This window comes from Deinococcus aetherius (assembly GCF_025997855.1).
GTDB lineage: Bacteria > Deinococcota > Deinococci > Deinococcales > Deinococcaceae > Deinococcus > Deinococcus aetherius.
This window is the reverse complement of sequence record NZ_AP026561.1, coordinates 551,077-564,715: the sequence shown is the minus strand read 5'-3', so window position 1 is coordinate 564,715 and position 13,639 is coordinate 551,077. Positions and strand designations below refer to the sequence as shown.

Here is a 13,639-nt window from a genome sequence, read left to right as displayed (position 1 = left end):
CGAAACAAACACCGGGCAAAGCCAACGAAACCGCTTGGGAAAAAGGAAGGCCATCTGGAGGAATGTCGTCTTATCAATCATCCCAGCGGGCTTCCGCCGGGCTCCAGGTCCCCTGGCTGCGCCCCTCCAGGAGGAGAGGGCGGTAGAACGCTCTCAGCAGGGCCATCACCGTGTCCAGGGGTGGGGCAGAGAACCGGGTGCGCGCCAGATACTGCCGCCAGCGTGGGGTCAGCACTTCCGAGCGGCCAAAAGGTTCATCCAGAACGCGTGGGACCGCCGCTTCCGGCGTCCTCCGGGCCGCGAAACTGCGGCGTAGGGCGAGCAACGTCTCGCCCGCTGTAAGAACCTCCCTGGTCAGGATGACGTGCAGGTCGTAGAGGTCCTTCATGCGCGTGGTCGCCTCGCCGATCTCGACCAGGGCCGCGAACTTCTCGGTCACCACCGTCTCCAGCGGATAGATGGGGACGGACACCCCGCGGTCCACCAGCAGGGGCGGAAACGTCCAGGTCACCGGCCCCGGTGTGATCGCGTTGCCAAACGACACGTCGATCTGCAGATTGGCACGCGACGATCCCAGCAGGGCGACCAGGCGCACCGCGACGCCGGGGTAATTCACCGCCTCATTGATGGGGGAGACCCGTACGCTTTCCGGGTCAAAGGTCAGGCTATCGGCGTAAGGAAGGCGGCACACCTCCTCCAGCACCCGCCGCACTTCCTCGGGGGTGTGGGGCAGGCCCCGGGCCGCGAGGTCGAGGTCCTCGGTGGGGCGGGCGGCCTGCCCGTACCGGGCGAAGAGACTTAGGGCGCCCTTGAGCACGAACTGCTCCGCATAGGGGCTGGCGTCGAGCCGGGCGAGCAGCCCCTGCTGGGCGTAGAGCAGCAGCATGGCGTTGGCGGGCAGGTTGGGGTACTGCGTGCAGCCGAGGTGGCGCGGCCGCGCGAGGATGCTGATCGGACTGGGGTCAGTGGTCCTGGTCATGCAGCAGCACCTCCAGGTCCCGCGACAATTCCTTCCACACCCCTTGGTCTTTGCCCATCTGAATCAGGGCCTGCACCTGGGCCCCGGGCCACCCCAGATACTTCTTCAGCCCTTCGAGGTAGAGGTCGCGCCCGAAGCGTGGGGCGTAACGCAGCAAGTCGGTCAGCGTCTTCTCCGGACCGTAGGTCGTCAGCGGCCGCCTGCGGACGTTGAGGATGGTCAGGCCTGCGCGGTAGGCTTTTGGCCCGAAATAGAAGATCTCCAGGATGGGAAAGTTCACTGCCGGTCGCCGGTGGTGAGCGGGCACGGCGAACTGGAGCGCCGTCGGGCGGGTCGTCGTCAACCCGTGCAGGTGCAGCGCGCTCACGAGACAGGGGCGGGCGTAGGGAAAGCGCAGCTGCACCTCCAGCAGATCCTCGGCCTCTGCGGCCACCGCCTCCAGCTTGCCCGTGTCCACCAAGCGGTACACCCCCCGCTGGGGCCGCTCGATGACTCCCTGTTGCAAGAGCCGAGTCAGCGTGACACCGGGCACACCCGCGCGTGCGGCGTCCCGCGCCGTCAGGTACCCGCCTTGCTGGGTGAACAGGTCCAGCACCGCTTCCACCCCTTCACCCGGCGTGTTCATAAGTGTAGGAAGTATAGCCTTATGATCCTACGTTTTTGAACACGTCGCTCCTCCCCAGGGTTCAACCCATAGATAAGGTGTGTTATCTATGGGGCCATGACGCTGGATCTGTACCGGGGGTCGCCCCTCGACCGGGCGAAGGGGTGGGGTGACCTGTTGCCCGAGGAGAGGAGGCGCCGGGCGGTCGAGGCGGCGAGAGACCGAGACGGGGAGGCGCTGTGGGGTCTGACCGAGGCGTACCTCACCCTGCGTGGGGCGAGCGGGACGGCGACGAGTCCGAGAACGCTGAAGGCCTACCGCTGGGCGGTTGAGCGGTTCCTAACCTACAGCGGGGAGCAGGCGGTGAACCTGCTGCGGATGACGACGAGCGACGGGGTCCGGTTCATTCGGACCGTCGAGGCGGCGGGGCTGAGTCCCGCGAGCACCCGGGTGCAGCTCGCGGGGGTGCGGCTGTTCTACAAGGCCCTGCGCTGGGCGGAGGCGACGCAGACCGCCCCCTTCTCCGACGTGCGGCCGGTGCGGGACAGGACGGCGCCGTGGGACAAGCGGTCCCCCTACAGCGACGCGGAGGTGCGGGCGCTGCTGGAGGCGGCCGACCCCCGAATGCGGGCCCTGCTGCTGCTGTGTGCCCACGGGGGGCTGCGGATCAGCGAAGCCCTGGCTCTAGAGTGGGCGGACGTGAATCTCGCCGCCCGCGAGCTGGTGGTGCGCTCGGGCAAGGGGGGGAAGCGGCGCAAGGTCGTGTTCGGGGAGAGCCTCCGGGCAGCCCTGGCCTCCTTGCCTCATGGGGAAGCCGTGATCGGGGGAAGCTACCCGGCGGCGGTGGAGCGGCTCCAGTGGCTGTGCAGTCGTGCGGGCGTCCCCTGCCGGGGGCACCACGCCCTGCGGCACTATGCTGGGACGCGGCTGATGCGGGAGGGCGCAGCCCTCGATGACGTGGCCCGGCACCTGGGCCACTCCGCGCTGGAGACGGCCCGCATCTACGCGAAGTGGAGCAATGAGGGGTTGAGGCAGCGACTCGTGGATGACCACAGTGATGGCTTGAAGAAAAGGCTGATGGGCCAGGAATGAAGAAAGTATGTGCTAGACGAACCCTGTAGCTCTCATCATCCCAAAGTTTTAAGCCTACGCTTGTCTGTGGTCAACCACTAGTGGATAACCACAGACATAGCTAGGCCTAATTTTGGGACGGATATTGGCGGCTTAATTTCACTCGTGCCTTGTCTGTATTGAATTGCCAGCTCACCTTAACTGACCGAGCATTTCGATCCGCTTCCCAGGCTTTGACTTCATTGTTGAGTTCCTCAAAGGTTGCCAACCGTCGTCTCAAGCACTGTCGCTCCAAAACTGACCATTCCATTTCCGCCATGTTCAACCAGGAAGCGTGCTTCGGCGTGTAGACCCATTCAAACCGCCTCTTCAAGGCGTTTGCTTCGTCGGGCGGGAGGTGCTGGTACAACGAGGACGGCGTGTGCGTGGACAGTTGGTCCAGCACCAGGCGAATTGTCTTCGCCTCGGGGTAGCGCAAGTGGAGAGCCTGCATTTGTGCCACGAACTCCTCGCTGCTGCGACGTTCGGTCACGGTGACTGTCCGCTGCCCGGTCAAGGGTTCAAAAGCAATGAAGAGATTGGCCGTTCCACAACGCCTGTACTCGTAGTCCACCCGTGCCGGGTGTCCCGGCACGGGTGGAAGCGGTTCAGTGATGTGCGCCAACAATTGATAGGACTTCTCGTCGAAGCAGACCACGGGGTACAGTGGATCATACGGCTCAGCGTACGTGTCCAGCACCTCTTCCATGCGCCAGACGAAATCAGCGCCGACTTTGGCGATGCACCAACTCTGGACTTGCCAGGGCTTCAAGTCGTTTTTTTCAGTGTTCGCCGGATCGTCTCATCACTGATGCTTTCCACTACGCCCAGCGTCACCAAACGATCTGCAAGGAGTTGCATGGTCCACTTGGCTTGCCCATCTGGACCTCCTGAACAGGCTTCTGCAATCAGGATTGCTGTCTCCTTAGGACCCAGTTTTGACGGCGGTTTCGGACGAGCCTTCTCGTACAAGGCGGCTTGCAGCCCACCTTGGGTGTATTTCTTCCGAATGCTGGCGACCGTCAAATGACTGATGTCCAGCCGCTCGGCCACGTCATCATCCTTCAACTGTTGGTCAGCCAGAAGCAAGAGACGTGCGCGGGTCATGACCCGCGCACTGATCACGCCCTTTCGCGTCATGTCGGTAAGTTGACGACGCTCCTCATCGCTGAGCGTCACGACAAACTGCTTCCGCCGTCCCATACCCTCATCTTAGACCTTCTCTTGTCCGTGGTCGACCACTAGTGGGTCAATTGGCACAGGTGTAGGTTTTCACTGAAGGACCTGAAGGGTGTAGGCACCAGAACCGGCCAAAGGATGACGTCTGGCACGAGCCCGCTGACGGCGGGCTTGTCGTTTTCCACCCCAGACGAAAGGCGTTGGGGCGCGATTCCATCCCCGTGCGCTGGCCTCCAACCACTCGATCACCTGCTGAGCACTGTTCGGACAGTGGCCTGCCAGTGCGCGACGAACCAGAATGCGCTGGATCGACTCGGCCATGTTCAGCCAACTGCCTGCCACCGGGGTAGAGAGCGGCATGATCCCCTGCCGCATCAACCAGCACACCAGTTCCGGGGTCTTGTGTCCGGTGAGGTTATCCAACACCAACAGCAGGCGGAGGGGCGGCAGGTGTTCCAGCAGCGTGAACCTCACGCTCAGCCCTGCCTGCCAGCGTTCCCAGACGGAACGGTTGTGAGCCGGTGGCAACACCGTTGCCACCGGCAGTTGCTCCAGAACTTCGGTCAGGGTCTGCTGCATCCAGGGATGCAGCACGGCGTTCGTGCAACACGTGACCCCTCGAACGCGCACTTGACCGCTGGACGGGTGAAAGAGGGTCAGCAGCTTGGCCGTCCCGCCCCGAACATACTCATGGGGCAGTCGGGTGGGCTCCCCTTGGGGTTGCCAACTCGTCCCGGGGTGGGGAATAGCCTGGTAGGGTCCGGCTTCATCTTCCACCCAGACCGCCAGTCCCTCACGTTCGGCTTCGAGATACGCCCGCTCAATCAGCTTTTTTTTGCCTCGGCATCGGGGTCCGTGACCACCACAACGCCCATCTTCCGTTGCCGCTTGGCCGTGCCCGTCTCATACCAGGTGCGGTCCCGCTGCCAGGTTAGCCCCGCCTCGTGTAGGACGTTCAGGATGGTGTAGGTACTCAGGTGCTCGAAACCAGGTTCACGGCGCAGCACGCGTTGCAGGGTAGCGAGGGACCAGGTGGCCGTGCCGTCCTGTTCTCGATCCGGTTTCCGGCGTGCGGTTTCCAGAATGCGCCTCCGCTGAGCGGAACCGTAAAGCACCGGGGGACGACCACCTGGACGGGTGTCCAGTGCTTTGAGGCCATGCTGATTGAAGCGCGCGACCAAATGCGCCACCCCCTCACCTGATGTCCGCCCCGCCCCACGTGCCGCCTGGGTGTAGGGCAAGCCTGCGGCCACCCCCAGCAGCGTCTTGGCACGGCTGACGACCGCCGCTGCGGTGTGGTGTGACCGGCTGAGCCGTGCCAACACGGCGCGCTCTTCATCCGTCAGGGCACGCAGCGGGTTCTTCTGGCGGCGAGGCATCTTCAAAGTCTACACCTGTGCCAACTGACCCACTAGGCGAAAGGCGGCCCGCAGGCCGCCCTTGATTTCTCTAAGTTAGCGCCGAATGCACACGAAGTCAGGATTATGCGCCGGGCATCAACGCTTGGGCGATCTGCCCCAGGTGGAGGTCGAAGGTCAGGAAGCGCAGCCCCTGGGACAACCGGACTTCCAGCGCCGCCGCGAGGTGCAGGGCGTCCATCGCCCGCAGCCCCACGTGGGCCCCCAGGAGGTCACCGGCCAGGCGCAGCAGGGCCGGGGTCACATCCACCACGTTGGTCGTCTCCCAGTCCGCCTCAAAGGCTTCCTTGGCGCTCACGTACTCCTCTTCGGTCAGGCGCCCCTGGTGGTGATACCGGGCCAGGACGCCCCGCACCTCGGCATAGGCGATGTTGCAGGCGGCCACCTGGCCGGTCTCCTCGACCAGGGCTTCCACCTCCTCCCGGCCCGACTCATCGAGGTACAGCTTGGCGAAGGCGCTGGAATCAGGATAGGTGACCGTCAACGCGATTCCCGGCCCCGGTCCTGCGCGATGACCTCCTCGGCACTGGGGCCGGGCCGGGGCACCACCGGCCGCCCGTGGCGCCGTAAGGTCTTGAGGTTCGAGGCGTCGAAGGTGGGCCGGTTCGGGTCCAGCCGCAGGGCGGCGAGCGAGGCCGGGCTCGGGGCAGGCGCGGGCGGCGCCGCTTCCTCCAGCATGTCGGTGATGCTGACCGGCTCCCCGGTCAGGCGGCCCAGCGCCTCGCCCACGGTGGAGAGGTCGATGCGCTGGGCGGGCTTGCGGGCCAGGGTGTAGATGGTGTTGGCCGAGACCCGCCCTTCCATGGCCTGTGCCAGGCGGTAGGCCGTGAGCCCGTGGCGTTGCAGGTAGCCGCCGAGGTTGAGCCGCAGTCGTATACTCACAACTTATCATACTAAGGGGAGTAGGAGGAGCGGTCAGGGCGGGCCGTGCTTGGTTTAAGACTTCAACAAAGACGACCTCCCATGGAGGAGGTCGCTTAACTTCTTCCACAAAGCTGGGATACCTTGAAGGCACTGGGCACCGACCTTCCCCTCGACCGCGAGGAACGGCGCAGGAGCCACGAGAAGGCCCGCCGCGAGGCCGACCCGACCTCTTTCCCCTCACGAGTTCCCGCAGGGGGTCAGGGAGGCGTACAGCGCCTCGACGCGGGTGGTCGTGTGCCCAGTCCGCGAGGTGCAGGAGCCGAAGCCCGAACCGGCGCCGCACGTGCCCGATCTCGACGAGCTGCTGGACCTAGCCGCCCTGCGCCCGAAGCGTGGACGGGGGGCCAGGACCGAGGGGGCCGGGCGGCTGGCCCGGTTGCTCGACCAGATCGCCCGTTACGTCCTGAAGGCCCGGGGCTACCGGCTCACGCCCAGCCAGATCGTCTTCCACCTGAGCCAGGAACTGCTTGCCAAGGCCCTCACAGTGGACGGAACTCGAACTCGTGCCTCAGTGTCAGCGCTGCGATCTCCTCGGCCCTGGGCGGGGTCAGGTGGGTCATGGTCAGCACCAACAGCGCGCAGAGCATCTTGGCCGTCCCCTTGCTGTAGAGGCCGAGCCGCTTGAGATACGCGTCTGTGATGTTCTTGCGCTTGTGCTCCGGCGTCACCAGGTCGCGCGGACTGTGCTCCTCGATGATGGCTCGGCCGTGCGCGTGCAGGGTCGCGCAGGTCAGGTCCTTGGCGAGCCGCTTCCTGAGTTCGCGCGCGATGGTGCGGTTGTACGCGAACACCCCGATCCGGCTCGGCCTGGGCAGCACGTCGGTCAGCGCCTCGAGCAGCGTCGACTTGCCCGAGCCCGCCGTCGACTCCACGATCAGGTTATCCCCGGTGTTCACCACCGCGTCCACCACCGCGAGCTGTTCCCGTGTGAAGCGCGTCAGGGCCCTCGCCACCCGCGCCCAGGCCTGGGCCGTGAGCTGCCCCAGCAGCGCCCAGGGGTGCTCCCCGGTCCACTTCCCGCCGGTGTGTTCCCGCTCCGTCTCGACCATGCCCGCCTCCAGCCCGCGCCATGAGGGGGGCGGTCCCGCAGGGGTCGGCCCCGGCGCGGGTGACGGTCAGGCCTGCAGCGCGGGGCGTCTCGAGCGCAGTTCCCCTCGCATCCGGTCGAGCAGCGAGGGGAGCCGACCGAGCCTCTCCTCTCCGAAGAGGCCGAGCAGCACCTCCCCGCTCGCGATCGTCCACATCAGGGAGAGAGCGTCCATCTCCCGCACCTCGCCCGAGAGCAGCTGCGTCTCCGCCGCCCGCAGTCCAGGGGGCGACGCCTCGCCCAGGGGCAGGTCGGGGTCGAAGTGGTCGGGGTCCTGCCGCAACCGGATGGCCTCCTGTAACCGGAGCAGTCGGACGAGCCAGAGCTGGTCACGCGGAACAGGTTCCTGGGCCCCGGTTCGGGGCCGATCGTTTGGTGTCACCTTCATGGCCGCCCCCACCCCCACGCCTGCCGGGGGGGTGACGCCGTCCGCCCCAGTCCCCAAAAAAAACTATGACGGCAAAGGGGGCTTGAGGAGGCGGGCTTCCAGGGCAGCAAGGTACTGGTCAGGAGAACGGCGGAAGCGGAGTTGCTGTCGTCGTGCCTCATGTCGGGCTTCCAGCCCAGCCCGGAGATGACGCCAGGCCGTGAGGCAGCGAGGCCGGAGATCAGGTCCGACGGGCGGTTGGAGTCGGGTGCCGAAGGCCGCGACCAGACGAACTTGCCCACGGATCACGGTGCTGGGCGAGGCCACCTTGCGTCCGGCGATACGCCGCTCGTGGTACCGAGCGGCGCCGAAGAACTGCTCCAGATCGTTGTTGGTGCGTGGCAGGCCAGGCAGGCTGTAGGTGTGGAACAGGTGCGAACGATAGCTGGCAGTCACCTTCAGAAAGTGCCGCAGGGCGTCGTGAAGCGAACCGTTCCGGTTCGCTTCACGTTCGATCCGCTGCAAGACGGTCTCGAAGCGCCCCTCCACCTGCTGGGCCGTGCCCTCCTCCGCGTTCTGAAGTACCTGAGCTGCTTGGGACACCAGGCGGTAGGCCCGGTCGATTTCCGGCCACCCCGCATCGCTGCGCTCCAAAGCCCGCTGGAGATGAACGTGCAGCCGTCGCAGCTCGGGGTCTACGGGTTCTTGCGCCCCTTTTTCGCCGTGATCACACGCGCCAAGGACCCCTCGACTTCCTGGATGCGGCGTCGGAGTTTGAGGCCGCTCGCCGCCAGCGGCGGGCGGCCATCATCGGTCAAGGCACCCCGAACCGCCAGGCAATAGTCCAGCAGCACCCGGGCGGGCAAGTCCGTGCGGACCTCCAAACTGCGTTCCAGCTTGCGAACGCCCCGCAATGACGGTGGCGGTTTCAACATGACCAGAAGGGGCGGAACAGATTTGACCACTTCGAGGTAGCAGCCCCCTCCGGCCTACGATTCGCGGTGAATCGGAGGTCAGGATGCTCGGAGGCGCCCAGGTGCGACGAATCATCGAACTCAAGGCCACAGGACAGACCATCAGCGGCATCGCCCGCACCCTCGACCTCAGCCGCAACACCGTCAAGAAGTACCTGCGAGCCCCGGGCCTCCCACAGCCCAAACCCCGTCCCAAACGGGGAAGCAAGCTCGACCCCTATGTCCCCTACCTGAAGGAGCGCATCGGGCAGGGCGTCCTGAGTGCGGTCGTCCTCTTCCGCGAGGTGCAAGTCCAGGGCTACACCGGGCAGTACACGGTGGTCAAGGACTTTATCCGCCCATTTCGGCGGACACCCGTGTCCGCCACCCGGGTGACGCCCCGCTTTGAGACCGCGCCTGCGGTGCAGGCGCAGGTGGACTTCGGGCGCTACAGCTACCTGAACCTCGAAGGGCAGACCCGTTCCATCTGGGCCTTCGTGATGGTGCTGGGCTGGTCTCGGGCGCTGTACGTGGAGTTCATCCGCAAGGCCGATACCGCCAGCTTCATCCGCTGCCATCTCAACGCGTTCGCCTATTTCGGCGGACTGACCCAGACCATCCTGTACGACAACACCAAACAGGTGGTCCTCGAACGCGATCAGAACGGCGAGCCCGTCTGGAATTCGCAGTTTCTGGACTTCTCCTTGCGGTTGGGCTTCTCGATTCGGCTGTGCCGCCCCTACCGGCCCCGTACCAAGGGAAAGGTGGAGAGTGGGGTCGGGTACGTCGAGAAGAACTTCTGGCTGGGGGCACGGTTCGTGGACGATGCCGATCTCAACCGTCAAGCCAGGCACTGGCTTGACCATGTGGCGAACGTCCGCACTCACGGCACCACCCGCGAGAAGCCCGTGGAACGGCTCGCCCTGGAACGCCCGACACTGACCCCACTCCCTTCACTGGAATCTTTGTCGGTGTTTGTGCGGGAGGTGCGCAAGGTGGCCTGGGACGGGTTCGTGTCGTACGGCGGCAACTTCTACGGCGTCCCGTGGCGCTACGCCGGGCAGACGGTCGAGGTGCAGGCTGACCACCTGGAGGTACAGCTCTTCAGCGGGGGGATGCGCATCGCGGTGCATCCCCGGTCGGCGCAACGGGGAGCGCGCTTCCTGGCGGAAGCGCAGTACGACGGGCTGCCCACACCCGGAGACGACTCCCGGCGCCGCCGGGCCTTGCTGGCAACCCAGACCGAGGGCCTGCCCGAGATGCGGGTCGAGCAACGCCCGCTGGCCGAGTACGAGGCGTTGGTCGCCGTTGGGGAGACGGCGACCCTGGAAGAGGTGCTGGCGACCGTGTTCCGGGATGGTGAGGCATGATCGCCACCCTGCGGTGCCGGGATGACCTGCTGGCCCTGGGCTTGCCGCATGCGGCAAGCTTGCTGGAGAGCCGTCTGGACGCGGCGGCCAAAAAGGAGCTGCCGTACGCGGACTTTCTGGCCGACCTGTTGCGGATCGAGGTCACGGCCCGGGACGAGGAAGGCCGTGCCAGGCGGTTGAAGCAGGCCCGTTTGCCCTTTATGCGGTCCCTGGAGCAGTTCGACTTCGCCTTCCAGCCGAGTGTCGACAAGCGCCTGGTCAAGGAGCTGAGCACGCTGTCGTTCGCCGCGGACGGGCAGAACGTCATCCTGCTGGGCCCGCCCGGCGTCGGGAAGACGCACTTGGCGGTGGGGTTGGGCCTGGCCGCCATCACCCACGGGGAGACGGTGCTGTTCGTGCGGGCCGGGCAGCTCATGGAGGACCTGCGCAAAGCGCAGGCCCTGAATCGACTGGAACACCGCCTGCGGTACTACGCCAAGCCAAAGCTGCTGGTGATCGACGAGTTCGGGGTCTGGCCGTATGACCGTTTAGCCGCCAACGCCCTGTTCGGGTTGGTCGCCGCGCGGTACGAGCGGGGCAGCGTGATTCTGACGGCGAACAAGGGGTTCGCCGACTGGGGTGAGGTACTGGGGGACCCGGTGGTGGCAAGCGCCATTCTGGACCGCCTGTTGCACCACAGCCATGTGCTGAACATCAAGGGCGAGTCGTATCGCCTGCGGGAGAAGAAAAAGTCCGGGCTGTTCCCCAGCGCGCTGCTGGGGAACAGCGAGGCGAGTCAGGAGGTGCAGCGGCCGTAAACGTCAGGGGGGTGGTCACACCCATTCCGCCGAAACTGCTCACGACGAACCCGACATTGACAGCAACTCCCGTTTCAGTTGCACCTTGGCGTGTCGGTCAGCTTCGAAGACCGGACGGGCCGCCTCACGTAGATAGTGAAACTGGCAAAGTTGGTGCGGGACGCCAGGGAGCACCTGAGCGATGGTATGGCGAATGGCGTGTTGACCATCGCTGATCACACCAATGATCGGGAGGCCCTCCCCGAGGGCCTCCTTCACTTCCTGAATCAGCGGCGTCAGTTCCGCTTCACCGCCCCCCAGCAGGGCACGTGCCAGCAAGACTTCCCCCGACAGCACATCCCGCAGCACCCATAACACTTCATGGCCCACGTCGGGCTGGAGACCATCCAGAGCGAGGATGACTTGCCCCTGGGCACGCAGCTTCTCCCGTAGTCGGGTGGCGTCGGTCAGGCGCAGCGCCAGCAGTTCTTCGTACCGATGCAGCAGATGGGTGACGTTCCGCTCGCTGACCTCCACCTCGCGGTCCAACAGGACCGCGTGAATCTCCGGCACCGAACGATGCTCGCTGTACCGCAGCGCCCCGATCAACGCCAGAACGTCCAGCCCGTATTCGGAACGGGGTAACGCCAGGGCCCCTTCGGCTTCGGGCCGAAGGGGCTGTCGGTACCTCGCACACTCTGACATTGCCCCCATTTTGAGGTCCAGCGCTGACACCCCAGGTAGAACAGGGGGAGCGTATGGGGAAAGAACGACACAGTGAAGAGAAGGTCCTCGAAGTTCTCGGACGGGTCGAAAACGGCGAGACCATCGCAGCGGTCAGCCGCTCAACCGGGATCAGCCGCAAGACCATCCAGTATTGGAGGGCCACCTACAGCCAGCAGCCCAAAACTGACGACGCCAAGCGGCTCAAACAGCTTGAGGATGAAAACGCCCGGTTGAAGAAGTTGGTCGCTGACCTGGCCCTCGACAACGCGATGCTGAAGGATGTCGTGGGAAAGAAGTGGTAGCGCCCGCGCAGCGCCGTGAGGCGGTGCGCTACCTCCAAGCTCATCACGGCGTCAGTGAACGTCGAGCCTGTCGTGTGCTCGGCCTGAGTCGCTCGTCGCATCGCTATAAGGTCCGCAAAAACGATCAACAGCTGGGGGAAAAGCTCCAGAAACTCGCCCAGGAGCGACCTCGGTTCGGGTACCGGCGGCTGGAGGTGCTGTTGCGCCGGGAGGGCAAGGTGGTCAATCACAAGCGGGTGTATCGCGTCTACAAGGCGCTCGACCTGACCGTCAGGAAAAAGACCCGGAGAAAGCGGGTGGTGCAGCGCCGCACGCCGTTGACGGTGCCCTCAGCGGCCAACGAACGTTGGAGTACCGACTTTGTCAGTGATCAGCTCGCCAGCGGGCAGCGGTTCCGCGTTTTGAACGTCGTGGATGACTTCACCCGGGAATGCGTGGTGTGTTTCGCCGACACCTCGATCACGGGCGACACCGTCGCCCGTCTGTTGGGGGAAGCTGTAAGAGAACGGGGGAAGCCGAAGGTGTTGATCAGCGACAATGGCCCGGAGTTCACCAGTCGCGCCCTGGATGCCTGGGCCCACCAACAGGGGATCGAGCGACACTTCATCGACCCGGGAAAACCTGTGCAGAACGCCTATATTGAGAGTTTCAATGGGCGCTTCCGAGACGAGTGCCTCGACCAGCACTGGTTTGTGAATCTGCCGCAGGCCCGGTTGGTCTTGAGCGTGTGGCGCCGGGACTACAACGGAGTCCGGCCGCACAGCTCGCTGGACAACCTGGCGCCGCAGGAATTTGCCCGCCGTTCGGCGGGCTGAGGTAGGCTGCCGTGAGGGGTCCAGTCTGGACCACAAAATGGGGCAGGCTCAACTCCGGATGACGGCACTGCCGAATTTTGAGGATGTACTGCACCGCCCCATGAAGCGTCATCAGGCGTCGGCTGTTGTGGTACGCCAGTGTCGTGGACTGCCCACAGGTCGGACAGGTCTCCGTTTCACACCGCAGGACTTCGGTTCGTGGGGCAGGCTCACGGGCATCTCGACGCGCCAACCGGCACCTCCGCCTCCCCAGCTTACCCTCTCAAGCCCCCTTTGCCGTCGTAGAAAAAAAGAGACCCCTTCGGGGGTCTCTGGTGAGCAGGGGGTTACGCGCGGGCGGCGGGCACCGAGATGGGTTCGATGCGGGTGGCCTCGAGCTTGATCGTGTTGCGGGGTTGACCCTCGGTGGTCTTCCACGCGTCGTTGTAGAGGAACCCCTGGGCGAAGACCGGACTCCCCTTGCGCAAGCCCAGCCTCCGGACGCGTTCGGCCAGGTCCCGCCACCCCACCACCCGGAGGGTGTGCAGCCGCTCCTGCCGCTCCCCCTGGCGGTCCCGGAAGTTCTCGTTCAGGGCGAGGGCGAGTTCCACGACCTGCCCTCCCTGCCGGAACACCGGGTCCGCGAGCAGGTTGCCCCCCATCACCGCCTCGTTCATCCCGCCTTTCAGCCGCACCCCGCCCCGGGTGTCGCGCACGAACTCGAGCCCGGTCCAGCCCAGCACCTCGGTGTGCAGACCCTTGACCTTCAGGCAGGACTTCTGCTCCCCCCCCTGCTCCCAGCGTTCCTGCACGATCATCCCCTCGATCACGACCGGTGTCCCGGCCTCCAGGCGGGGGGCGAGCAGGTCGACCTGAGGACCCGCCATCGTGAAGGGCAGATAGATCGGCGCGACCGACCCGTTCGCGCGGGTCACCTCGACCTCGACCGTCGCCTCGAGGACCGAGAGTCCCGAGGGCGTCACGCGGGTCTGGGGAGCACGCACCAGGGCGGCGGTGAGGTCGGCTCGGTTGAACTGGTTCATGGTCTCT

Annotated in this window: 18 protein-coding genes and 1 pseudogene; 5 read left to right on the top strand and 14 right to left on the bottom strand. The window is 65.3% G+C overall.

Features of this window, described 5'->3' with window-relative positions; translation table 11 throughout:
- Positions 1–73: 73 nt before the first annotated feature.
- Both DAETH_RS18820 and DAETH_RS18815 read right to left on the bottom strand, forming a co-directional pair.
- Positions 74–979 carry a nucleotidyl transferase AbiEii/AbiGii toxin family protein gene (locus DAETH_RS18820; protein WP_264777629.1) on the bottom strand — a complete coding sequence of 302 codons (906 nt, stop codon included), beginning with the start codon at positions 977–979 and terminating at the stop codon, positions 74–76.
- Positions 963–1,604 carry a type IV toxin-antitoxin system AbiEi family antitoxin domain-containing protein gene (locus DAETH_RS18815; RefSeq protein ID WP_264777628.1) on the bottom strand — a complete coding sequence of 214 codons (642 nt, stop codon included), beginning with the start codon at positions 1,602–1,604 and terminating at the stop codon, positions 963–965. The genes DAETH_RS18820 and DAETH_RS18815 overlap by 17 nt, the downstream gene beginning before the upstream one ends.
- A 96-nt stretch (positions 1,605–1,700) precedes the next feature.
- Between DAETH_RS18815 and DAETH_RS18810 the strand changes: the two genes are divergently transcribed.
- Positions 1,701–2,675, top strand: a complete 975-nt coding sequence (locus tag DAETH_RS18810) for a tyrosine-type recombinase/integrase (protein WP_264777627.1) — start codon at positions 1,701–1,703, stop codon at positions 2,673–2,675.
- Positions 2,676–2,781: 106 nt separating this feature from the next.
- On the opposite strand, the gene DAETH_RS24715 is transcribed toward DAETH_RS18810, so the two are convergent.
- From DAETH_RS24715 to DAETH_RS18765, 10 genes are all read right to left on the bottom strand, one after another.
- On the bottom strand, positions 2,782–3,465 hold the full coding sequence (locus DAETH_RS24715; protein ID WP_406585115.1) for an IS630 family transposase: 684 nt from the start codon (positions 3,463–3,465) through the stop codon (positions 2,782–2,784).
- Positions 3,462–3,896, bottom strand: coding sequence for a helix-turn-helix domain-containing protein (locus DAETH_RS24710; RefSeq protein WP_406585089.1), 435 nt, complete (start codon positions 3,894–3,896; stop codon positions 3,462–3,464). Before DAETH_RS24710 ends, DAETH_RS24715 begins: the two co-directional genes overlap by 4 nt.
- A gap of 69 nt (positions 3,897–3,965) precedes the next feature.
- Positions 3,966–4,649 (bottom strand): transposase, encoded by a 684-nt coding sequence (locus DAETH_RS18800; RefSeq protein ID WP_264777626.1) that lies wholly within the window; start codon positions 4,647–4,649, stop codon positions 3,966–3,968.
- A gap of 47 nt (positions 4,650–4,696) precedes the next feature.
- The gene (locus DAETH_RS18795; protein ID WP_264777625.1) at positions 4,697–5,251 is read right to left on the bottom strand and encodes a helix-turn-helix domain-containing protein; all 555 of its coding nucleotides are present in this window, start codon (positions 5,249–5,251) and stop codon (positions 4,697–4,699) included.
- A gap of 103 nt (positions 5,252–5,354) precedes the next feature.
- Positions 5,355–5,774 carry a type II toxin-antitoxin system VapC family toxin gene (locus tag DAETH_RS18790; RefSeq protein ID WP_264777624.1) on the bottom strand — a complete coding sequence of 140 codons (420 nt, stop codon included), beginning with the start codon at positions 5,772–5,774 and terminating at the stop codon, positions 5,355–5,357.
- On the bottom strand, positions 5,771–6,172 hold the full coding sequence (locus tag DAETH_RS18785; RefSeq protein ID WP_264777623.1) for a hypothetical protein: 402 nt from the start codon (positions 6,170–6,172) through the stop codon (positions 5,771–5,773). Before DAETH_RS18785 ends, DAETH_RS18790 begins: the two co-directional genes overlap by 4 nt.
- A 521-nt stretch (positions 6,173–6,693) precedes the next feature.
- Positions 6,694–7,263, bottom strand: a complete 570-nt coding sequence (locus tag DAETH_RS18780; protein ID WP_264777622.1) for an AAA family ATPase — start codon at positions 7,261–7,263, stop codon at positions 6,694–6,696.
- Between the two features lie 66 nt (positions 7,264–7,329).
- Positions 7,330–7,689, bottom strand: a complete 360-nt coding sequence (locus DAETH_RS18775) for a hypothetical protein (RefSeq protein ID WP_264777621.1) — start codon at positions 7,687–7,689, stop codon at positions 7,330–7,332.
- A 63-nt stretch (positions 7,690–7,752) separates the two neighbouring features.
- Positions 7,753–8,322, bottom strand: a complete 570-nt coding sequence (locus DAETH_RS18770) for a hypothetical protein (RefSeq protein ID WP_264777620.1) — start codon at positions 8,320–8,322, stop codon at positions 7,753–7,755.
- A gap of 41 nt (positions 8,323–8,363) precedes the next feature.
- On the bottom strand, positions 8,364–8,603 hold the full coding sequence (locus tag DAETH_RS18765; RefSeq protein WP_264777619.1) for a hypothetical protein: 240 nt from the start codon (positions 8,601–8,603) through the stop codon (positions 8,364–8,366).
- Between the two features lie 101 nt (positions 8,604–8,704).
- Here DAETH_RS18765 and istA point away from each other — a divergent pair, with 101 nt between their 5' ends.
- Together istA and istB are read left to right on the top strand one after the other, a co-directional pair.
- The gene (gene istA, locus DAETH_RS18760) at positions 8,705–9,991 is read left to right on the top strand and encodes an IS21 family transposase (RefSeq protein WP_264776795.1); all 1,287 of its coding nucleotides are present in this window, start codon (positions 8,705–8,707) and stop codon (positions 9,989–9,991) included.
- Positions 9,988–10,788, top strand: coding sequence for an IS21-like element helper ATPase IstB (istB, locus tag DAETH_RS18755; RefSeq protein WP_264776794.1), 801 nt, complete (start codon positions 9,988–9,990; stop codon positions 10,786–10,788). The genes istA and istB overlap by 4 nt, the downstream gene beginning before the upstream one ends.
- Before the next feature lie 69 nt (positions 10,789–10,857).
- On the opposite strand, the pseudogene DAETH_RS18750 reads toward istB, so the two are convergent.
- Positions 10,858–11,481, bottom strand: a pseudogene (locus DAETH_RS18750) (ISNCY family transposase); the annotation flags it as partial.
- A gap of 44 nt (positions 11,482–11,525) precedes the next feature.
- Here DAETH_RS18750 and DAETH_RS18745 point away from each other — a divergent pair.
- A complete protein-coding gene (locus DAETH_RS18745; protein WP_264777618.1) occupies positions 11,526–11,795 on the top strand; it encodes a transposase in 270 nt (89 codons plus the stop codon).
- Positions 11,789–12,610: an IS3 family transposase gene (locus DAETH_RS18740; RefSeq protein WP_319993751.1), complete on the top strand. Its 822-nt coding sequence runs from the start codon at positions 11,789–11,791 to the stop codon at positions 12,608–12,610. The genes DAETH_RS18745 and DAETH_RS18740 overlap by 7 nt, the downstream gene beginning before the upstream one ends.
- A 326-nt stretch (positions 12,611–12,936) precedes the next feature.
- On the opposite strand, the gene ssb is transcribed toward DAETH_RS18740, so the two are convergent.
- On the bottom strand, positions 12,937–13,632 hold the full coding sequence (gene ssb, locus DAETH_RS18735; RefSeq protein WP_264777616.1) for a single-stranded DNA-binding protein: 696 nt from the start codon (positions 13,630–13,632) through the stop codon (positions 12,937–12,939).
- Between the last annotated feature and the right edge of the window lie 7 nt (positions 13,633–13,639).